The sequence below is a fragment of the Rhodococcus sp. NPDC058639 genome, assembly GCF_042717545.1.
Taxonomy (GTDB): Bacteria; Actinomycetota; Actinomycetes; order Mycobacteriales; family Mycobacteriaceae; genus Rhodococcus.
This window is the reverse complement of record NZ_JBHXRF010000005.1, coordinates 331,885-351,994: the sequence shown is the minus strand read 5'-3', so window position 1 is coordinate 351,994 and position 20,110 is coordinate 331,885. Positions and strand designations below refer to the sequence as shown.

General features: G+C 66.3%; 20 protein-coding genes. 10 read left to right on the top strand and 10 right to left on the bottom strand.

What is annotated here, in order from left to right:
* The first annotated feature begins 45 nt into the window (after positions 1 to 45).
* Positions 46 to 1,110, top strand: a complete 1,065-nt coding sequence (locus ACFWU2_RS12360) for an enoyl-CoA hydratase/isomerase family protein (protein ID WP_378606282.1) — start codon at positions 46 to 48, stop codon at positions 1,108 to 1,110.
* Between the two features lie 15 nt (positions 1,111 to 1,125).
* Here ACFWU2_RS12360 and ACFWU2_RS12355 read toward each other — a convergent pair whose 3' ends face one another.
* Positions 1,126 to 2,127, bottom strand: a complete 1,002-nt coding sequence (locus ACFWU2_RS12355) for a MaoC family dehydratase (protein ID WP_378606024.1) — start codon at positions 2,125 to 2,127, stop codon at positions 1,126 to 1,128.
* Between the two features lie 296 nt (positions 2,128 to 2,423).
* Here ACFWU2_RS12355 and ACFWU2_RS12350 point away from each other — a divergent pair, with 296 nt between their 5' ends.
* From ACFWU2_RS12350 to ACFWU2_RS12340, 3 genes are read left to right on the top strand one after another with little or no spacing between them, the layout of a single operon-like run.
* Positions 2,424 to 3,575: an acyl-CoA dehydrogenase family protein gene (locus ACFWU2_RS12350; RefSeq protein ID WP_378606021.1), complete on the top strand. Its 1,152-nt coding sequence runs from the start codon at positions 2,424 to 2,426 to the stop codon at positions 3,573 to 3,575.
* A 25-nt stretch (positions 3,576 to 3,600) separates the two neighbouring features.
* Entirely contained in the window at positions 3,601 to 4,347 is a 747-nt protein-coding gene (locus tag ACFWU2_RS12345; RefSeq protein ID WP_378606018.1) for a GntR family transcriptional regulator, read from the top strand.
* Between the two features lie 29 nt (positions 4,348 to 4,376).
* Complete coding sequence (locus ACFWU2_RS12340) at positions 4,377 to 4,829, top strand: MaoC family dehydratase (protein ID WP_378606015.1); 453 nt, start codon at positions 4,377 to 4,379, stop codon at positions 4,827 to 4,829.
* Positions 4,830 to 4,835: 6 nt separating this feature from the next.
* Here the strand turns inward: ACFWU2_RS12340 and ACFWU2_RS12335 are convergent, their stop codons facing one another.
* The 4 genes from ACFWU2_RS12335 to ACFWU2_RS12320 are packed head-to-tail and all read right to left on the bottom strand — an operon-like array spanning position 4,836 to position 7,975.
* Positions 4,836 to 5,957: a PQQ-dependent sugar dehydrogenase gene (locus ACFWU2_RS12335; protein ID WP_378606012.1), complete on the bottom strand. Its 1,122-nt coding sequence runs from the start codon at positions 5,955 to 5,957 to the stop codon at positions 4,836 to 4,838.
* Positions 5,958 to 5,986: 29 nt separating this feature from the next.
* Positions 5,987 to 6,424, bottom strand: a complete 438-nt coding sequence (locus ACFWU2_RS12330; protein WP_378606009.1) for a MaoC/PaaZ C-terminal domain-containing protein — start codon at positions 6,422 to 6,424, stop codon at positions 5,987 to 5,989.
* Positions 6,421 to 6,870 (bottom strand): MaoC family dehydratase N-terminal domain-containing protein, encoded by a 450-nt coding sequence (locus ACFWU2_RS12325; RefSeq protein ID WP_378606006.1) that lies wholly within the window; start codon positions 6,868 to 6,870, stop codon positions 6,421 to 6,423. Before ACFWU2_RS12325 ends, ACFWU2_RS12330 begins: the two co-directional genes overlap by 4 nt.
* Before the next feature lie 31 nt (positions 6,871 to 6,901).
* Positions 6,902 to 7,975, bottom strand: coding sequence for an alanine racemase (locus ACFWU2_RS12320; protein ID WP_378606003.1), 1,074 nt, complete (start codon positions 7,973 to 7,975; stop codon positions 6,902 to 6,904).
* 92 nt (positions 7,976 to 8,067) lie between these two features.
* Here ACFWU2_RS12320 and ACFWU2_RS12315 point away from each other — a divergent pair, with 92 nt between their 5' ends.
* The 4 genes from ACFWU2_RS12315 to ACFWU2_RS12300 are packed head-to-tail and all read left to right on the top strand — an operon-like array spanning position 8,068 to position 11,914.
* A complete protein-coding gene (locus ACFWU2_RS12315; protein ID WP_378606000.1) occupies positions 8,068 to 9,885 on the top strand; it encodes an amidohydrolase family protein in 1,818 nt (605 codons plus the stop codon).
* Positions 9,882 to 10,574, top strand: coding sequence for a TetR/AcrR family transcriptional regulator (locus ACFWU2_RS12310; RefSeq protein ID WP_378605997.1), 693 nt, complete (start codon positions 9,882 to 9,884; stop codon positions 10,572 to 10,574). Before ACFWU2_RS12315 ends, ACFWU2_RS12310 begins: the two co-directional genes overlap by 4 nt.
* Positions 10,564 to 11,436, top strand: a complete 873-nt coding sequence (locus ACFWU2_RS12305; protein ID WP_378605994.1) for an alpha/beta fold hydrolase — start codon at positions 10,564 to 10,566, stop codon at positions 11,434 to 11,436. Before ACFWU2_RS12310 ends, ACFWU2_RS12305 begins: the two co-directional genes overlap by 11 nt.
* A gap of 4 nt (positions 11,437 to 11,440) precedes the next feature.
* Positions 11,441 to 11,914: a nitroreductase family deazaflavin-dependent oxidoreductase gene (locus tag ACFWU2_RS12300; protein WP_378605991.1), complete on the top strand. Its 474-nt coding sequence runs from the start codon at positions 11,441 to 11,443 to the stop codon at positions 11,912 to 11,914.
* A gap of 10 nt (positions 11,915 to 11,924) precedes the next feature.
* Here ACFWU2_RS12300 and ACFWU2_RS12295 read toward each other — a convergent pair whose 3' ends face one another.
* Positions 11,925 to 12,941 carry an energy-coupling factor ABC transporter permease gene (locus ACFWU2_RS12295; protein ID WP_378605988.1) on the bottom strand — a complete coding sequence of 339 codons (1,017 nt, stop codon included), beginning with the start codon at positions 12,939 to 12,941 and terminating at the stop codon, positions 11,925 to 11,927.
* Between the two features lie 153 nt (positions 12,942 to 13,094).
* On the opposite strand from ACFWU2_RS12295, the gene ACFWU2_RS12290 reads away from it, so the two are divergent.
* Both ACFWU2_RS12290 and ACFWU2_RS12285 read left to right on the top strand, forming a co-directional pair.
* Complete coding sequence (locus ACFWU2_RS12290) at positions 13,095 to 14,318, top strand: acyl-CoA dehydrogenase family protein (RefSeq protein ID WP_378605985.1); 1,224 nt, start codon at positions 13,095 to 13,097, stop codon at positions 14,316 to 14,318.
* A 138-nt stretch (positions 14,319 to 14,456) separates the two neighbouring features.
* Positions 14,457 to 15,110, top strand: a complete 654-nt coding sequence (locus ACFWU2_RS12285) for a TetR/AcrR family transcriptional regulator (RefSeq protein WP_378605982.1) — start codon at positions 14,457 to 14,459, stop codon at positions 15,108 to 15,110.
* 12 nt (positions 15,111 to 15,122) lie between these two features.
* On the opposite strand, the gene ACFWU2_RS12280 is transcribed toward ACFWU2_RS12285, so the two are convergent.
* The 4 genes from ACFWU2_RS12280 to ACFWU2_RS12265 form a co-directional block, all read right to left on the bottom strand.
* On the bottom strand, positions 15,123 to 15,932 hold the full coding sequence (locus ACFWU2_RS12280) for an alpha/beta fold hydrolase (RefSeq protein WP_378605979.1): 810 nt from the start codon (positions 15,930 to 15,932) through the stop codon (positions 15,123 to 15,125).
* Positions 15,929 to 17,467, bottom strand: a complete 1,539-nt coding sequence (locus tag ACFWU2_RS12275; protein WP_378605976.1) for an ABC-F family ATP-binding cassette domain-containing protein — start codon at positions 17,465 to 17,467, stop codon at positions 15,929 to 15,931. The genes ACFWU2_RS12280 and ACFWU2_RS12275 overlap by 4 nt, the downstream gene beginning before the upstream one ends.
* Before the next feature lie 363 nt (positions 17,468 to 17,830).
* Complete coding sequence (locus ACFWU2_RS12270; RefSeq protein WP_378605973.1) at positions 17,831 to 18,601, bottom strand: SDR family NAD(P)-dependent oxidoreductase; 771 nt, start codon at positions 18,599 to 18,601, stop codon at positions 17,831 to 17,833.
* Between the two features lie 31 nt (positions 18,602 to 18,632).
* Positions 18,633 to 19,901 carry a cytochrome P450 gene (locus ACFWU2_RS12265; RefSeq protein WP_378605970.1) on the bottom strand — a complete coding sequence of 423 codons (1,269 nt, stop codon included), beginning with the start codon at positions 19,899 to 19,901 and terminating at the stop codon, positions 18,633 to 18,635.
* Positions 19,902 to 20,110: the final 209 nt, after the last annotated feature.

The following is a 20,110-nucleotide window of genomic DNA, read 5'->3' as shown; positions in this document are numbered from 1 at the left end:
CATTCCATCGCGAGGGGGCCGGAGTCGAGCGCGAAGGCACAAGATATGGACCCGACGACAGCCGTCACGATTTCCGTTGCCGATCTCGCGGACGGGGCAGCCGACGAGCCTTTCTTCGCGGAAGGGGGCACGGCCGACCGGCCGATGCTGATCGTCGACCTCGACGATGCTCCCGCGTCGGTGCTCGAGCGGGCGGCTCACCGGGCTGCGATATCCGATCGCCTGCTGGTCGGCCGGGCGACGATGCCACTCGATCCGGACGCCTTCGCTCCGCTGCTCGGCGCGCTCGACCTCACGTATGCCACCGGCCCCGATCCGGTGGCGACGACGGTGATCGGGACGCCCGATGCCGGTACGAGCGCCGCAACACTCCTCGGCGCTGTGACAGAGAATCCGCTGGCGGCGCTGGTGTTGCGGCAAGTGCTGCGCGCCGCCGACACCCTTGCGGTGTCCGGCGCGCTCGATGTCGAATCACTGGGGTATTCGACGTTGCAGGGCGGACCCGAGTTCGCGCGGTGGCTCGACGATCGGGGCCCCCGCCCGCTGCCCCCGCCCGCGTCCGGGGACCCCGTGCTCCTCGCGCGCGACGACGACACGCTGTACGTGACGCTCAATCGCCCGGAACGGCGCAACGCGTACGGCACGCAGTTGCGCGACGCGCTTGTCGGCGCGCTCCGGTTGCCTTTGGTCGACGAGAGCATCGAGCGTGTCGTGCTCGACGGTGCGGGACCGTCGTTCTGCGCGGGCGGTGACCTCGACGAGTTCGGGCGCACCCCTGACGCGGCGACCGCGCACCTGATCCGTACCCGTGGGGGCGCGGGACGACTCGTCGCACAACTCGCGGGCCGGATCGAGGTGCGTCTGCACGGTCACTGCGTCGGTGCCGGCATCGAGATTCCGGCGTTCGCGGGCAGAGTGGTGGCCCATCCGGCCACGGTGTTCCGGCTTCCCGAAGTGTCGATGGGGCTGATCCCCGGCGCAGGTGGCACGGTGAGCATCCCCCGTCGCATCGGGCGGTGGCGCGCGATGCATCTGTTCGTCACGGCGCTGCCGTTGGACGCGGAGCGTGCGTTGGCGTGGGGCTTGATCGACGAGATCCGCGCCGACTGACCCGTCCGTGACCGGTCAGGCCATGAGGACGGTGAAACGCCAATCCAGGACGGGCGCCGGCTCGGTGGTCGCACGGTGTGCGTACACGAGAGACCGCAGCGCGAGCACACCTCCGCCCTGCGGGAGCGGTTCGGCGGACTCGACGTGCAGGTCGCTGGTGAGGGTGTCGCCCTCGTGTACGGGACCGGTGTGGTCGCACGACCGCCACCCGAGCACGGTCACCATATTCGGCAGTGCACGCGTCGCCTGGGACAGTGCGAGCCCGATCGTGTGTCCGCCGTACACCAGTCGCCCCGCCGACCCGACGCGCTCGTCGTGGTGTGTCGCGGCGATATTGAGGCTCAGGCGCGCGAGTTCGGGTGCACCGGACACGACGTCTCCACTCGATCGCAGCACGGCACCGGCGAGCGCGGGATCGAAATGGGTTCCGGGGACTCGGCTCCGATACAGGTCGAGGTCCCAGTTGCCGGGCGAGGACCAGATCGGCTGGTCCCGAGGTCCGATAGCGGACAGGTCCTCCGCGTGGACGATCCGGCCGGGATCAGGAGTCTCGCTCAACGGCAGCATCGCACAGCGGTAGAAATCGAGTACTGTCCTGCCATCCTGGTCCACGGTGTTTACGCGCAGCGCCGCCAGGCCGGTGGGCCTACGACCCGGCTTCCCCGAATTCTCTTTCAGCCCCACTACTTCGGTGGTCGTGTAGAGCGTGTCGCCGATGAAGGGGAATCGGTGGAAACGTAGTCCTCGGTAGAACAGGTTGGCCTTGACGTGGTGGGTCACCAGCGTCGACTGGCCGATCGCGATGTCGGTGACGAAGCCGGCGTGCGCGAGCGCACCGCCCGCGACTGCGGTCGAGAGGTGCCGGTCGAGGGGAAGACGGAACCGGTCGCCGAGGATCGCCTGGTGGGTCGCCGCGAGCCCGTCGGTGAGGGTGACTGCGGGTGCGGTGTCGAAGACGCGGCCGACAGTGAGTTCGTCGAAGTAGGGGCCGCCGACGGAAACGGGATTCGTGGTCATGTCAGGCTCCGGCTTTCGACAGGGCGCGGCGGGAACGGCTCGCCGTCGGAGGAGTGTGGCTCGGACGTCACGGAGAACCTCGTGGATTTCGGGACAGCGGGGGAACGCGGTGAATGTACGGCCATTGTGGGGTGCTGCGCCAGCGTTATAGGCAGATGTAGCCACACGTATTGCTGAAAACTCTGGATTTTCGGGAGGATTCGAGTGCTCGACCATTGACACGGCTGTGCATGGTCCACAAAATGGCCGTACAAAGTTTGGTCGGGTTGCCACCCGGCACCGATCGAAGGATCCGCGTGAGCACTCTGAACGACGAAGAGACTTTTCTGATCGAGACGGTCCGCGACTTCGTCGACCGCGAGGTCAAGCCCACCGTGCAGGAAGTCGAGCACGCCAACGAGTACCCGGAACGCTGGATCGACCAGATGAAGCAGATCGGCATCTACGGTCTCGCGGTGCCCGAGGAGTACGGTGGATCCCCGGTGTCGATGCCCTGCTATGTGCAGGTGACCGAGGAACTCTCGCGCGGCTGGATGAGTCTTGCGGGTGCGATGGGCGGCCACACCGTCGTCGCGAAACTGCTTGCGCTGTACGGCACCGAGGAGCAGAAGCGAAGGTATCTGCCCAAGCTTGCCACCGGAGAGATCCGCGCGACGATGGCGCTCACCGAACCGGGCGGTGGCTCCGACCTCCAGGCGATGACGACCACCGCGAAGCGTGACGGTGACGATCTGGTCATCAACGGCGCGAAGACCTGGATCACCAATGCGCGACGCGCGGGACTGATTGCGCTGCTGTGCAAGACCGATCCGCAGGCCACCCCGCGGCACAAGGGCATCTCCGTCGTTCTCGTCGAACACGGCCCCGGCCTGACGGTCTCACGGGATCTGCCCAAACTCGGCTACAAGGGCGTCGAATCGTGCGAACTGAGCTTCGACAACTACCGGATTCCGGCCGAGGCGATCCTCGGAGGCGAGCCGGGCAAGGGTTTCGGGCACATGATGAAGGGCCTCGAGACAGGCCGTCTGCAGGTCGCCTCCCGCGCGCTCGGTGTCGCGGCCGCGGCGCTCGAGGATTCGCTGGCCTATGCGCAACATCGCGAGAGCTTCGGGGTGCCCATCTGGAAACACCAGTCGATCGGCAACTACCTCGCCGACATGGCCACCAAACTGACCGCCGCTCGGCAGCTCACCCGCTATGCGGCAGAAAAGTACGACAGCGGCGAACGATGCGACATGGAAGCGGGCATGGCGAAGCTGTACTGCTCGGAGATTGCGATGGAGATCGCCCTGAACGCGGTCCGCATCCACGGGGGCTACGGGTACTCGACCGAGTACGACGTCGAGCGCTACTTCCGTGACGCACCCCTGATGATCGTCGGTGAGGGCACCAACGAAATCCAGCGCAACGTGATCGCGAGCCAACTCGTGGCCCGCGGCGGAATCTGACCGGTACCACCGGGGATCGGCGGTCATGGACGGCAGAGCACGAGAGACGGAACCGGCCTACGCGCAGCTCGCCCGGCGGCTACGGGACGAGGTGGAGGCCGGCCAGTACAGCAACGGGACGCGCCTGCCGACCGAAGCCGAACTGGCCGAGCAGCACCGGGTGAGCAGGCAGACGGTTCGGCGCGCGTTCCAGGATCTCGTGGCGGACGGCATCGTCTACCGCGTCCCGGGGCGCGGCACGTTCGCGAACGAGTCGGGCAGGCGCTACCGGCGGCAACTCGGGTCGATCGAGGATCTTCTCGCGTTGTCGGCCGACACCGTCATGGAGATCGTCACCCCGCTACACAGGGGGGTCGACATCGATGCGGCGAGCCGGTTGCGGCTCGACACCGATCTGCTCTACTCCGTCGTGCTCCGGCGCGTGCACGGGTCCACCCCTTTCGTGCTCACCACCATTCATCTCCCCGACGAGATCGCGGCGCACGTGCTCGACGCGCCCGCGTTGCGGGCGGGCGCGTCGAGCCGCAACACCGTGATCGGCCTGCTCGAACCTCATCTCGACAGCCCGATCGTCGAAGCTGCACAGTCGATCACCGTGGCACCGGCATCCGAGCAGGTCGCGGCCGAGTTGAACTGTGCGGTAGGGCATCCGCTACTGAGAGTGGACCGCCTCTACTCGAACGCCGAGGGGCTTCCGGCGGAGCTGTCGGTGAGTTACTTTCTGCCGGAGCACTACACGTATCGCGTCACCCTCAGGCGGGCCGGGCATTGACCGCCACATCAACCCGAACAGGAGCAGAAATGCGAGTTTTCCACGGAATCGACGAGGTCGAGAAGGCCGTCGGGGAGGACCTCGGTCGCAGTGAGTGGATGGAGATCACGCAGGAGCGCGTGAACCTGTTCGCCGACGCCACCGGTGATCACCAGTGGATCCACGTCGATCCGGACAAGGCGAAGAGCGGCCCGTACGGCACGACGATTGCACACGGGTATCTGACCTTGTCGCTGCTGCCGGTCCTCGGTGCGAAGATCTTTTCCCTCGACGGCGTGACGATGAAGATCAATTACGGCGCGAACAAGGTGCGTTTTCCCGCGCCGGTGCCCGTCGGTTCCAGGATCCGTGCGGGCGCCGAGTTCACGTCGTTCGAACGCACCGCGAAAGGCGCGAACCTGGTGGTGAACTACACCGTGGAGGTCGAGGGTGGAGCCAAGCCGGCGCTGGTCGCCGAGACGGTCGTCGTACTCGTTCCCTGACCGGTCTCAGGATATTTCGACGCGCAGGATGCGATCGTCGTCGTCGCCGGGCTGCCCGCGGCCGTCCCGGTTCGAGGTGGTCAACCACAGCGAACCGTCCGGCGCGGCGGCGACGGTCCTGAGCCGCCCGTATTCGCCGACGAAGAATTCCCGCGCCGATACCGTGTCGTCCGGCCGGATCGTGATGCTCCACAGTCTTTCTCCGCGGAGGGCGGCCATCCAGAGCCGGTCGTCGGCGAAGGCGAGCCCGGACGGGGACGCATCGGCCACCGGCCAGGTCGTGATCGGGTCGACGAATTCCGGAGCGCCGCCGGCCCCTTCCACGTCGGGCCAGCCGTAGTTCGCCCCGGGAGTGACGAGATTCAACTCGTCGACGTCGTTCTGGCCGAACTCCGATGCCCACAGGCGGCCTTGTCCGTCGAACGCGAGTCCTTGCACGTTGCGGTGGCCGAGCGAATAGACCGGCGATGCGGGATCGGGGTTGCCCGGAGCCGGCGCGCCGTCCGGCGTAATCCTGAGGATCTTGCCGCCGAGCGACGCAGGGTCCTGAGCGAGTTCGGCGTCACCGGCTTCGCCCGTCGCCGCGTACAACATGCCGTCGGGGCCGAAGACCAACCGTCCGCCGTCGTGGATCCGTGCGGCGGGAATGCCGTCGACGATCACGGACGGTTCCGACAGCGCCGTGCCGTCGTAGACGGCGCGCAGGATGCGGTTGTCCTCGCCGGTCGTCGCGTACAGGAAGACGTGGCCGTCGGCATCGAAGGTCGGGGAGACGGCGATGCCGAGCAACCCCGATTCACCCTGCGCGACCACATCGCCGATGCGGCCCACCTCACGGATCGTGCCGTCGGGGGCGATATCGAGTACCCGTCCCGAGTCACGTTCGGTGACCAGCGCGGAACCGCCGGGCAGGAACGCGATCCCCCAGGGAGTTTCGAGCCCGGATGCGACGGTGCCGGTGACACGCGGGTCGCCCGCGCCGGGTACCGGCGACTCGATCGTCGCGGGGGTCGCCCGGGTGGGTTCCTCGTCGATCGCGGGAGTGGACGGCGACGCGCACGCCACGAGGGGCACCGCCACAGCGGTGACGGCGAGACGAGCCAGGAAAGTTCTGGTCACGTCGTTCATCCTCTCGCGGCGCGCGCGATTCCGCCGGGTCAGGACGAGAAACGGATGCGGGCTTGCGTCTTCCCGAGGACCGTCCGGCCCGCTGCCGACACGGTGATGTCGACGCGTGCCACGCGCTCCACGTCGTCGAGGCGGGCGACCTTCGCGGAGATCGACAGGTCGGCCCCGTCCACGGGGTCGACGACCACCGGCCGCGTGAAGCGCGCTTCGTAGGAGATCACCGAGGTGGGATCCCCGACCCAGTCGACGACGGCCTGCAGCCCCAGTGCCGCTGTCAGCATTCCCTGGCACAGCACGCCGGGCAGACCTTCCCCGGCTGCGACCGCGTCGTCGAAGTGGATCGGGTTGAAGTCGCCCGACGCGCCGGCGTAGCGAACCAGATCCGCCCGAGTCACCTTCACGTCCGACTTCGCGACGATCGCCCCGAGTTCGAGATCGTCGAATCGTGGTGCCGTGCTTCGCGTCATGCGTCGCCTCCCCGGTGCAGCAGTGTCGATGTGATCGTTGCGACCGGATCCCCGGCGGTGTCCCGGATCTCGCACACCGTGGCGAGGATGGAACTGCCGGCGCGTTCGGTGACGTCGGTGATCGTCAGTGTGGTGGCCAGGTCGTCGCCGGCGACGATCGGGCGGTGATACTCGATCTTCTCCGAGCCGTGCACCATCCGATGTATCTCGAGGCCGGTGCCCGGAGTTTCCAGAAGTTGCACGACCGCCGGATTCTGGACGACGGTGGTGAAAGTGGTCGGTGCGACGACGTCTGCGAAACCTGCGGCACGAGCGGCATCGACATCGTGGTGGATCGGATTCTTCGATCGCACGGCACGAGCGAACTCGCGGATCTTCTCGCGTCCGACGAGATACGACGTCGCAGGGAAGACCCGTCCGTTCAGATCGGGATTCAACGGTGGCATGCACGGAGCGTAACGGTGAACGGCGGACGGGTCAGGTGGTGCATCCCCGCGCTGCGACCGGCCACTTGCCGACCACCGCGTCGCCGGAGACCGCCACCAACTCGTCGACCAGGTTCACGGCGTTGCAGGCGTGGTTCGGCACCACTCGCACCCGCTCACCGAGCGCGGGTGGGGAGGTGTGACCGGGCCACTGCACGGTCGCGTGGTGTTCGGACAGCGCGACGATCCGGGCGTCGGGCGTCCCGAGAATACGGCCGTACCCGGTTGCCCACGACGCGCGGTCGGCACCGAGAATCTTGCTCCCGGCGTCGAGGACCACGACGTCGCCGCGTGCCGAGACCACCGTGGCCAACGCGGTGAGCGCGAGGTCCTGTTCGGTGATCGCCTCGAGTTCGAGTTGTTGCGCATCGCCGAAGACATATACGCCCGGCCGCAATTCCGTGGCTTCGGTCGGGGTCTCGATCATCACGGTGGGTGAGGAGCCGCCGCTGATCACCGCCGGTTCGATGCCCACTGCGCGCAGCGAGGCGGCTGCAGCCGCGAGCGCAACCGATTCTTCGGCGGCGGCCACCGGCGGAACGCCCGGACCATACGAGTGACCGGGAAAGGTGAAGACGCCGAGTACCTCGAGGTCCTCGTCGCGGGCAGCCGCGGCAACCGCGCCGGCCCGCTCGGGAGGAACTCCGGTGCGGTGATGCCCGCTGTCGATCTCGACGAGCACACCGACGCCGGTGCCGGCATGCGCCGTGAGAGCCCGGACGCCGGCGGTGGACTCGACCCCGACCGTGAGCCGGACGCGTGCGGCGAGTGCCCGAAGCCGGGCGCCGCGGGCAGCGTCCACCCACAAGGGGTACGCCACGAAGAGGTCGTCGGCACCCGCGTCCGCGAATACCTCGGCCTCGGACACGGTCGCGACCGTCAGCCCACGGGCACCTGCGGCGAGTTGACGCCGAGCGATCTCGACGCACTTGTGTGTCTTGACGTGTGGCCGCAGGTGAAGCCCCCGCGCGTCGGCCGACCGGGCCATCCGCGTGAGGTTGCGCTCGAGGACATCGGTATCGACGACGAGAACCGGAGTCGCGTCGAGGTCGGGGAACGAGGTCATTTCCGCAGCCTATCGGGGGTGTGTGTGGTCCAGGGGGAGCACATCGGGATTTGGAGAGTGCGCAACCTCTATTTGGGGTTACACTCGGCCGCATGAGTGGTGTGGATCACAAGAACGAGGATTTCGACGTCGTCGTGCGTGGCGGCCTGTGGTTCGACGGAACGGGTTCGCCCGGCGCCGTCCGCAACCTCGGCATCCGCCATGGTGTCGTCGCTGCCGTGACGTCGGACGACCTGCCCGTCGGGGCCGGCACCGAGGTGGTCGAGGCGGCCGGCCGCTGGGTCATGCCGGGCTTCGTCGACACCCACACGCACTACGACGCCGAGGTGCTCGTCGGCCCGGGCCTGCCCGAGTCGGTGCGACACGGCGTCACCACGGTGCTGATGGGAAACTGCTCGATCTCCACGGTGTACGTTCCGCCCGTCGACGCCGCCGACCTGTTCAGCCGCGTGGAGGCACTGCCCCGCGAACACGTGCTCGCGGCACTCGAGCGCTCCAAGACGTGGAACTCGCCGCGTGAGTACATCGACACCCTCAACGAACTGCCGCTCGGCCCCAACATCACCGCATTCGTAGGACACTCGGACATCCGTGCCTCGGTGATGGGTCTGGGGCGTTCGACGGACGGCGCCAATCGGCCGACCCGCGACGAACTCGCCGCGATCGACGCACGGGTATCGGAGGCCCTGGACGCGGGCTTCCTCGGCGTTTCCACGATGACGAATCCGTGGGACAAGATGGATGGCGACCGCTACCGCTCCCGCACATTGCCCTCGACGCACGCCTCGTGGTCGGAATTCCGCCGCCTACACAGGATCCTGCGACGGCGTGGACGCGTGCTGCAGGCCGTCCCCAACCTCAACACCAAGTACGACGTGGCGTTCTTCGCGGCGGCGAGCACCGGACTCGGGCGCAAGCCGATGAAGACCTCCGTCCTCGCAGCCGCCGACACGAAGGCGGAGCGGTGGGTCAATCGAATCTTCGGCCCGATCGCCTACGCGGCCAACAAGATCGGTAAGGGCGCGTTCCGGTGGCAGCACCTGCCGACAACCTTCGAAGTTTATTCCGACGGGATCGACCTCGTCGTGTTCGAAGAGTTCGGTTCGGGGCGGGCGGCACTGCATCTCCAGGAGGAGATGGGGCGCAACGACCTACTGCGGGACGAGGCCTATCGTCGCTGGTTCCGTCGCGATTTCGAGAAGAAGTTCTCGCCGAGGGTCTGGCACCGCGACTTCGACGACACCCGCATCGTGGAGTGCCCCGACGAGTCGCTCGTCGGCCGGTCCATCGGTGACGTCGCGCGGGAGCGGAAGCTGCATCCGGTGGACACGTTCCTCGACCTCGTCGTGGAATACGGCCGGGAATTCCGCTGGCACACCGTGATCGCCAACGATCGGCCCAAGGTGGCCGACCGGCTCATTCGCACGGACGGCATCACCCTCGGTTTCTCCGACGCCGGTGCACACCTGCGCAACATGGCGTTCTACAACTTCGGTATCTGCCTCCTGCGACGGATCCACGAGGGAGAGCAGCGCGGAAAGCCGGTGCTGCCGTTGCACACCGCCGTCCACAAGCTCACCGGCGAACTCGCCGACTTCTACGGGATCGATGCCGGGCATCTGCGGATCGGTGATCGTGCCGACTTCGTCGTGATCGACCCGGCGGGCCTCGACGAGGACACCGATCGCTACCACGAAGCGCCGCTGGAAGAATTCGGCGGTCTCCGAAGAATGGTCAACCGCAACGACAGAGCGGTCACCGCGACCGCCGTGGCGGGCAAGGTCGTCTTCCGTGACGGTGAGTTCGTGGACGGATACGGGCGCACCGTCGGAACGGGCCGCTTCCTGAAGGCGGGTGTGGAGGAGCGCGGTCCCGCGCCCGCACGAACAATGGAGGCGCCGGTCGGGTGAGAACGCCTGCCCTGCAGAGCGATCGTTCGCCTCGCCTTGGCCGGAAGCCTCGCCGTACCCAGAAGCAGCGGCGTGACGAAACGATCGGCAGAATCCTCGACGCCACGATCACGGCACTCGCCGAACACGGCTACACCTCCACCACGATCGGAGAGGTGTGCCGGCGTTCGGGCGTGTCGTCGGGAGGTGTGTTCCGGCACTTCCCCACACGCCTCGATCTGATGGTCGCGGCCGCCGAGGAGGTGAGCGAACGCCAGTTCGTGAACTTCCGGGCCGGGCTCGAGGTGCTCGGAGGGCTCGAGGAGCGCAGCGGCGCCGACGCCACAGTCCGGGTCGTGCGGGCTTGTCTGCTGTTGTTGCGGAAGGCATGCCGTGCACCGATGAACGCCGCCTGGTACGAATTGCTCGGCGCCGCGCGTACCGACCCCGCGCTCCGCGATCACCTTGTCCCGATGGCCGCCCGCTACCACGCGCAGATTGCCGACTTCGGCAGGTCGCTACCCGTGGCAGACCGTCTGCCGCCCATCCAGTTCGACGCGGTCCTGTTCTCACTCGTGCACATGTTCGACGGGGAAGCAGTGGCGTCGACCGTGCACCCCCAACCCGAACTCGAGGATCCGAGAATCGAAATCATGGCCCGGATGCTTGCGAACGTCACATCTCGCATAAGTTCGGATGATGAGCGTTGACGAAGCTGCTCCACGATGGTTCACCGATGCACTCGCGACACCCGTCGACAAGGGCACGGTCGAGGTGGACGGTGCGACCATTGCCTATCGGGCGTGGGGTGATGCGGGGAACCCCGGTGTGGTGCTCGTACACGGCGGGATGGCGCACTCCGGCTGGTGGGATCACATCGGACCGCAGCTCGCGGCGGGCCGCCGGGTCGTCGCCCTCGATCTGAGCGGACACGGGGACAGCGCGCATCGCTCGCATTACTCTCTGGAATCGTGGTCCGCAGAGGTGCTTGCCGTAGCCGAAGCCGGCGGGATAGACGGGCGACCGGTCCTGATCGGGCACAGCATGGGCGGGATCGTGTCGTTCGCGGCCTCACACATGCAGGGCGACCGGCTTCACGGGGTGGTGATCCTCGATTCGCCGATCCGCGACCTGACGCCCGAAGAAGTCGAGATGCGTACGAAGATCGCCGCGAATGCCGGGCCGCCGAAGGTGTATCCGTCGGTCGACGCGGCGGTGGCGCGGTTCCGTCTCGTCCCGCCGCAGGACACAGCCGAGCCCTTCGTACTGGAACACATCGCTCGCGAATCCCTGAAGCAGGTCGAGGGAGGGTGGTCCTGGAAATTCGACAATCTGCGTATGGGCCGCGAAGGGCGCGGCAGCCTCGAATCGATGGCGCCCCGGTGTCGGGTGGCATACTTCCGATGCGAGCGCGGCATTGTCGACGGCGCCCTCGCGGCGCGGATCGGTCGGCAACTCGGACCGGACACCCTCATGGTGGAGCTGCCCGCGGCGGGCCACCATCCCATGATCGATCAGCCACTGGCCGTGGTCACCGCTGCGCGCACCGTGCTGGCCACCTGGGAGAGATAGCGTCGTGAATCCTTTCCGGCCGATCGCGATCCGAATCGGTGCGCTGCCGTGGCTTCCCCGTTACTCGCGCCCGATCATTGCCGTGGACAACACGATTCAGCGCGTCACGCGCGGAAAGTTCACGCTCCTGAAGATCGCGGGCTTGCCGTCGCTGGCGCTGACGGTGCGTGGACGGAAAACCGGTGAGCCACACACCACTCCGCTGCTGTGTGTGCCGCACGACGGCGGCTGGCTCGTCGTCGGCTCGAACTGGGGCCACCCCAGGCCTCCGGTCTGGGCACTGAACCTGAGCGAGGCAGACGAGGCGGTCGTGCTGTTCGAGGGTCACCGGATTCCGGTGTCGGCGCGGGTCGCCGACGGTGAAGAGCGTGAACGGTTGTGGCCGGTGTTGCTGAAGACGTGGCCGAACTACGACCTGTACGCGCGCCGGACCGACCGGACGCTGCCTGTGTTCGTGCTGACCCCGGAACCCGGGTAGGGGCAGTCGCTCACGCCGCACTTGCCATGGTGCGCTTCTCTTCCCGCGGCGCGAGGACCCGGAAACTGACACCCGCGACGACGAAGGTGCCCAGAGTCCCGATCGCTGCCGCGACGCCGGCAGACCCGGGCCGATCGCCCACCGTGTACCCGGCGAGCGCACTCCCGGCGAAGCGGTGTTCTTCGACCCGGCGTGCCATGCATTCGCCGGTATCGGTGTCCGGGCCCCGCGTGCACCCCCGCAGAGTCGCCGCTTCCAGCGCATCGGGTCCGGACGCACCGAGCGGGGAGACGAGGCCCGCGATCACCAGTGCCGCGAATGCCAGCCCGGCGAGCAACACCCCGCGCGGCTTTCCGGCAGGGCGGGCCGCCACGGACTGCTCTCGCAACAGGAAAACGGAAGCCGGGTGGACCAGGACCACGGCGACGACCACGAGGGCAGCCACCAACCCGTCGACGAGAGCGACCGGGATGTGCACCGCAAACAGATACGCCACATTCTCCACAGGCGTGGCGGTGGCGCCACCGAGCGCGTATTCGACGACGAACCCTGCGGTCGCGGCGAACACGGACACGAATCCCGCGGCGAGGGACACGAGCGCCGGCGTCAGGAGCGGCGAGCGAACCTCGCGACGTGCAAGAAGCGCCCGCGCGGCCACCGCGACCACGAATCCGGCGGCGACGGCGGCGAGCGCCATGTTGGTGACGTTCGCACCGAGTGCGGAAAGCCCACCGTCCGCGAAGACGAACGCCTGCACCGTGAGCACGATGGCCATACTCAGTGCGCCGACGAAGGGGCCGAGCAGGATGGCGGCGATCGCCGCGCCGACGACGTGTCCGCTCACGCCGGGCAGGATCGGGACGGCAACCGTGTGCAGAGCGAAGATCAGCGCCGTGAACAGCGCGGCGAAGGGCACCGTCCGCACGTGGAGATCGCTGCGCGCGCACCATGCGGCGAGGCACACGCCGATCGCCGCCACGACATAGAACAAGACGGAGGCACGCGGATCGATCAATCCGTCGCTCATGTGAAGTGCCACGACATCCACTTCGAGACCTCCCCGGCAGCGTGTTCGGGACGAAACAGTAACCCCGGCTACCCGCCGTCCGGGTGGGTTTCGGGGAGGCTCCAGCCGACGCGGAGCATATACAGAAACCGGAACGTGTTCTATATTTCGGAGATGTACGAGTGGTCAGATACAGACCTCATGTTCCGCGATGCACTGCGCGGATTCATCGAGAAGGAACTTCGTCCGCATGTCGACAGACTCGAGTCGGGTGAGTTGCCGCCCTACGACATCATTCGCAAGTTGTACTCGACGTTCGGCATCGACGAGATGGCGCGGGAATCGCTCGAACGCGCACTCGCGAAGGAAGAATCGGGTGAGAAATCGTCCGGATCGGGCGGCATGGGCGGTTCTCCCGGTATGGCGGCATTGCTGAATATCGAGATCGCGGGGGTCAGCCTCGGTCTCGTGGCGTCTCTCGGCGTCAGCCTGGGCCTCACCGCCGGCACGATTCGCAGCCGCGGAACGCTCGCACAGAAGAAGCGGTGGCTGCCCGAACTCGTGACCTTCGAGAAGGTCGGCGCCTGGGCGATCACCGAACCCGATTCCGGGTCGGACGCCTTCGGCGGAATGAAGACCACGGTGCGCCGGGACGGTGACGACTACATCCTCAACGGGCAGAAGACGTTCATCACCAACGGGCCGTACGCCGACGTCATCATCGTCTACGCGAAGCTCGACGAAGGGAACGCCTCCGTCGACCGGCGCGATCGCAAAGTACTGGCGTTCGTGCTCGACAAGGGAATGGAGGGGCTCACCCAGAGCCCGCCGTTCAAGAAGATGGGCATGAACTCCTCGCCCACCGGCGAATTGTTCTTCGACAATGTGCGCATCACCCGGGATCAGCTCCTCGGGGAGACCGAGGACAGTGGCAAGAGCGACGGCAAGGACAGCGCGAAGGAATCGTTCGCGGCAGAACGCATTGGGATCGCCTACCTGTCGCTGGGCATCATCGAACAGTGTCTGAAGCTGTGTGTCGAGTACTCCAAGTCGCGCACGCTCTGGGGCAGTGAAATCGGCCGGTTCCAGCTGATCCAGCTCAAGCTCGCCGAGATGGAGATCGCGCGGGTGAACGTGCAGAACATGGTGTTCAGTGCCATCGAACGCGCAGAGGCCGGGAAACCTGTGAGCCTGTCCGAGGCATCGGCGATGAAGCTCTACTCGTCGCGCGCCGCGACCGACGTCGCGATGGAGGCGGTGCAGTTGTTCGGCGGAAACGGTTATATGGCCGAGTACCGCGTGGAGCAGCTCGCCCGCGATGCGAAATCACTGATGATCTACGCGGGGAGCAACGAGATCCAGGTGACGCACATCGCGAAGGGATTGCTGTCCAGGTAATTTCGCTGGTTTCGACTACGACACTTCGGGCATTCTCAAATTCGCCCGGCGTGTCGTCTATTCTCGGCACTACAACAATCCGGCCACCGACGAGGGGAGTGGCCGGTACATAGTTATCGAGCGGAAATCGGGGGAGCGATGTACGCGTACGATATGGACACCGGAATCAGGCCACCAGGCCATGTCGACGGGCGGGCGGCACGTGCCGAACGCACGCGGCAGGCCGTGATCGATGCGCATATTGCGCTGATCCGTGCCGGTGAACTCAAACCCACAGGAGCGCAGATCGCGGCGCGCGCAGGTGTGTCGTTGCGGTCCCTGTGGGGTCATTTCGGAGATCTCGAGAAGCTGTTCGAGGCGACCGGCGCCGAACTCTTACGCCGCCAGGACGACGCGTACGAGCCCGTGGATCCGTCGTTGCCGCTTTCCGAGCGGATCGATGCGTATTGCCGCCAGCGGGCCGAACTGCTCGAATTCATCGCGCCGTTCGCCCGATCGTCGGAGATCCGGGCGCCGTTCTCGCGGGAACTCCAGCACAATCGCCTGCGCTACTTCGAGCGTGCGGCGTTCGAAGCGCAAGTGTTGTTCGCGCGGGAACTCGAAGGTGTGGGAAGCGAAGTGCGCTGCCAGATCGAGAGTTCGATCGCGATCAGCACGACGTGGCCCATGTGGGTCTCGCTCCGCGACGTGCTGCGTCTTCCCGTGCCCGATGCCGTCGAAGTGATGAAGCGTGCGGTCAAGGCGCTCATCTGCGAAGCGATGGCTACCCGTCGTCCCGCAGCCGTGAGCTGAGCGCGAAGCCGGTCAGCGCACTGTCCGGGCCTCGAGAAACGGCTCGATGACGGAGAGAACCTCGGGTAGCGCCGCCACCGTCGTCGCATGGTCGAACCCGCGCAGCACGGCCAGGCGCGCGCCCGGGATCGCGCGCGACATCGCGCGCGTGTCGTCCACACGCATGTGGTCCTCCGACCCGGCGACCGCAATCGTCGGAACGTCGAGTGACGCGAGCGCCTCGTCGTCGATCCCGGGCTCGAGGTCGGAGCGCCGGAAGTACGCGGCCAGCGCGAGTGGGTCGTTCGCGAGGAACGCCGCCCGCGTGGCCGCGTCCACCGGTTCCTGCCGCTGTCGTTCCCATTCGCGGACGAAACCCTCCATGCCGTCGCGCTCGAGCACGTCGACGCAGCCGCGAAAGAACATCGCGTCCATCGCCCCGCGCTGTGGTCGTGCGCTGCCACCGAGCAGGACCAGGCCGGCGACCCGTTCCGGAGCGGCCAGGGCCAGCGCCAGGCCCGCCCTCGCACCGAACGAGTACCCGACGTAGTGCACGCGCTCGACGTCCGCGGCGTCGAGCACGGCCAGCAGATCGCCGACGATGCGATCCATCGCGTACGCGTCGGGCTCGTGCGGGGTGTCGCTGCGGCCGTGTCCGCGCAGGTCCGGAAGGATCAGCCGGTACCGGTCGCCGAGTGCGCGTACATACCCGAAACCTCGCCACACCGAGGAGGACAGCGCGCTTCCGTGCACGAGCATCACGTCGGGAACGTTCTTCTCGTCCGAACCGGCAGTCGAGTACGAGAGCCGGATTCCGTCGGCGGGGTTGGTCGTGACACTCATGTGCCCAGTGTGACCGACCGGGTGATACCGATGTCGTCGAGGAACCGCTTGTCGTGCGAGACGACTACGAGCGCGCCCGCGAATCCGTGCAGCGCCTGCGTCAGATGATCGAGACTCGGCAGGTCCAGGTTGTTGGTGGGCTCGTCGAGCAGCAGCAGTCGGGGCGGCGGATCTGCCGCGAGGACGATCGCGAATGCGGCCCGCAGCCGTTCTCCGCCCGACAGCGCACCGACCGGCACGTCACCGTCGCTGCCCCGGAACAGGAACCGGGCCAGTCGCGCCCTGATCTCCTGTGGCGGCAGGTGAGGTGCCCGCTGTTCTGCGTTCCCCACCACCGACAGCGCGTCGTCGAAGATGTCGAGTCGCTGGGGGAGGAGCGCGAACGGCACAAGAGGGCCGGCCTCGACGATGCGGCTGAGCAGTGTCGTCTTGCCGGATCCGTTGGGGCCACCGAGAGCGATACGCTCCGGTCCGACGATCTCGAGTGGCCCTTCCGCCACGCGACTGCCCGGGTGCACGGTGGTTTCCGGAAGATCTACTCGAATCTCCCGGTCGTCGCGCACGGCGTCCTGCGCGTGCGCGAGTTGCGCTCGCGCGGAGTCGAGATTCGCCTCGTGTTCACGGCGGTACCGACCCGCCGATTCCTGAGCCTGCCGTTTACGCGCACCCATGATGATCTTCGGTTCGCGCTTCTGCTCGAACATCTTGCGTCCGTACCGTTGTCGTTGCGCGAGAGTCGCCTGCGCGGCTGCGAGATCCCGGGTTTGCCGCCGGACGTCGTTGCGCGCGTCGCGCACGGCGGCACGTGCCGCCTCCTGTTCCGCAGCGACTATCTGCTCGTATTCGCTGTAACCGCAGCCGAACAACCGGAGTTGCCCGTCGCGAAGTTCGCCGATCGTGTCCATCCGGTCCAGAAGGTCGCGGTCGTGACCGGCGACGACGACGGTGCCGGCGAAACGGTCGAGGGCCTCCTGCAGTCGCGCGCGTCCTTCTGGGTCGAGATTGTTGGTCGGCTCGTCGAGCAACAGCACGTCCGGCTCGTCGAGCAACCGTGCAGTGAAGGCGAGCAGCATCGTCTCTCCCCCGGAGAGGCCGCCCACGGTGCGGCCGAAGTCGCTCTCATCGTGCAGGATTCGTCCCAGACCGAGCCGGTGCACGAGTGCGAGCGCGCGCTCCTCGATGTCCCAGCGGTCGCCGACGATGCCGAAATCGACGGCGTCCCCGCCGCCGGATTCGATTCGCCGCAGGGCACTTCGAATCTCCTCCAGCCCGAGTACCGCCGCGACGGTTACCGACGGATCGAGAGTGACGTCCTGCTGGAGAAAGGCGACTCTGCCACGGACGGTCAGCGAACCGCTCCGCGGTCGGAGGTGCCCGGCGACGAGACGGAGAAGTGTGCTCTTCCCGCTTCCGTTGCGCCCGACGAGACCGGTGCGCCCGAGTGTGAATGTCGCGTCGAGTTTCTCGAAGACGCGGGTGCCGTCGGGATGGTCGTACGTGACGCCGGACAGGGTGATGCCCGAGAAGGAAGACATGAGTGCTCCTGGGAGGTGGATCGATCGCGGGTGTGCCGCGTGGTCGAAAACCACTACCGGAGCAACGCAGTTCTCCGCTCGTTCGGTGACAGGGCCGAGTACCACGGTAAGTGTGTGACGACGGCCGTGCAACCGAATATCGACACCCAGACTGCAGCGACCGTTGTCGTCAGGAAGCGTCTGGGTGGGTGCATCGTGAACCTCTCGGGTGAAGTACGGAAACAAAAGGAAATCCTGGGATGTGCACGACTGGTGATGAAGCCGGTTGTGCACATCCCAGGGACGTACTCGATGCGTGATGAGCTACCGAACCGCTGGATGCAGCGAGGGGAGGCGGCGGCCGCAGTGGCGAGTGGCCACCGGTTACAGGTACCAGCCGCCGTTGACGCCAATGATCTGGCCTGTGATGAATCCTGCGCCGTCCGAACACAGGAATGCGCACGTGGCACCGACGTCGTCAGGTGTTCCCGCTCGCCGTACCGGTGTCATTCCGGCAATCGCATCGAGGTCGAGAGTTCCTTCCCTGACCGAATTTTGGGCCATCGGGGTATCGATGATCGACGGAGGAATGGTGTTGACCGTGATACCTCGCGGAGAAAGTTCGAAGGCGAGGGCTTTGGTCAGGGCGATCACCCCTCCTTTGGAGGCTGCATAGTGGGCTCGGTCGGGCGCGCCGGATTGAGCACTCATGGAGGAGATGGTCACGATCCGGCCCCAGCCGGCCTCGAGCATGTCCGGTACGGCGGCTTGGATGCTGTGGAAGGTGCCGGTGAGGTTGACCTCGAGTAGTCGATTCCAGTCCTGCACCTCGAGGTCGACGAACGGCGCGCTCGCTTCGATGCCGGCGCTGGTGATCATCACGGACACCGGTCCGAGTTCGCGACGCACCGTGTCCAATGCGGTGTCGATCGCGGCCCGGTCGACGACATCGACTTCGTGGGCGCTGACGTGGGCACCGTGATCGCGGAGGTCTGCTGCGGCTTTGTGCACGACGTCGGCGTTTCGGTCCAGCAGGGCAACGGGGTGCCCCGATGCGGCAAGATGCCGGGCGATTCCGAGTCCGATCCCGGACGCTCCACCTGTGATGACGGCGACGCGTTTGACGGCGAGGCTGTCGGAATTACAGCTGTTCATGAGACCTTCTTTTCTGCGCGTTCCACTGGTTTCACGGGGCAGGGGTGAATTCCAGGTGGAGTTCGGTGAGCGCACGCATGGTGTAGCTCGGCTCGTAAGTGAAGCGGCGTGCGTCTGACGGACCGTGTACCGCTTCGGAAATGGTGATGTCGGTCGTCCGGTCGAGCCAGTAGTTGATGGAGACACGTGCTTCGACTCGCGCGAGCGGACCACCCGGGCAGGCATGGATGCCACGTCCGAAAGCGATGTGGTCTTTCGCGTTCGGTCGGTCGAGCCGGAAGTCGTGGGGATTCTCGAACACCAGCGGATCGCGGTTCGCGGCCGAGGGGTGAACGTTGAGGGTGGTACCGGCAGGGATGTCCACCCCCCCGAGTCGGGTCGAGACGAGAGCCAGGCGAAAATCGCTCTTGACCGGCCCCTCCATGCGGAGGAGTTCTTCGATGAAATTCGGAATGAGGTCCCGGTCGTCGCGGAGCTGTTTCTGGAGCTGCGGATCCTCGGCAATGATCCGCAGACCGGCTCCAATCACCGTGGCGGTAGTGTCCAGACCTGCTCCGAACAGGAAGGCTGCCAGCCGGACCAGTTCGATCACCTCAGGCATTCGCCCATCCGGATAGGTCGTCTGGGCCAATGCCGTGAGTATGTCCCCGCGGGGGTTACGCCGACGGTCCTCGATGTAGCCGCCGAAGGTTTCTTCGAGGAACTCGAGCGGGTTGGATGTGTAGGCTTTGTCCTCGTCCATCGCACCTGGTATCTGCTTGCCGAGTTTGGCATGGAAGATCCCGTGGTCTTCTTCCGGAACACCGAGCAGGTCCGCGATGGTCAGCAGGGCGAACGGCTTGGCGTACGCCGACAGAACTTCGCATCTGCCCGAGTCGAGGATCGGCGCGAGTGTGTCCACTGCCAGTTTCTGGATGAACTCTTCGTTCTCACGGAATCGCTGGGGTGTGAACAATCCTGCGAGGAGCCTTCGGGTTTCGGTGTGCTGGGGCGGGTCCATGGTGACCAACCACTCGTGGAGCGGGAACTCAGTGCGATGTTCGTTGACTTGATCGGTGATGTCGTCGCCCTCTGGGGTGAAAGGCAGTTCGGCGAACGGACCGATCGGTGCAGTGATGCTCGAATACGTAGTGGCACGACGAAGGACCTCCATGGACTCCGCGTGTCCGGTCACCGCAACAACGCCACGGGGTTGTACATGCTGAACCGGACACTGCGAACGCAGGTGGTCGAAGTATGGGTGGGGGTCGGGGATGAATGACTCGTCGGTGAAGAAGTCCTTCGAATCGAAGTCGTTCATTGCAGTCTCCTGTGATTGCGTGCGCGGCAGACGCCACACGGAGGCGGTGAGGGGACGAACGTTCGAGAAGTCCAAGATTTGGGGCTGCTAAGCACGTGCTTAAAACGCGCTGATCACATGATTAGCACGCGCAGCTCGATGTGGTCAATATCACATCTGGGTCAACGCTACGATTTCGGCAGTGCCAGAGTGGCGTCGAAACCTTGGAG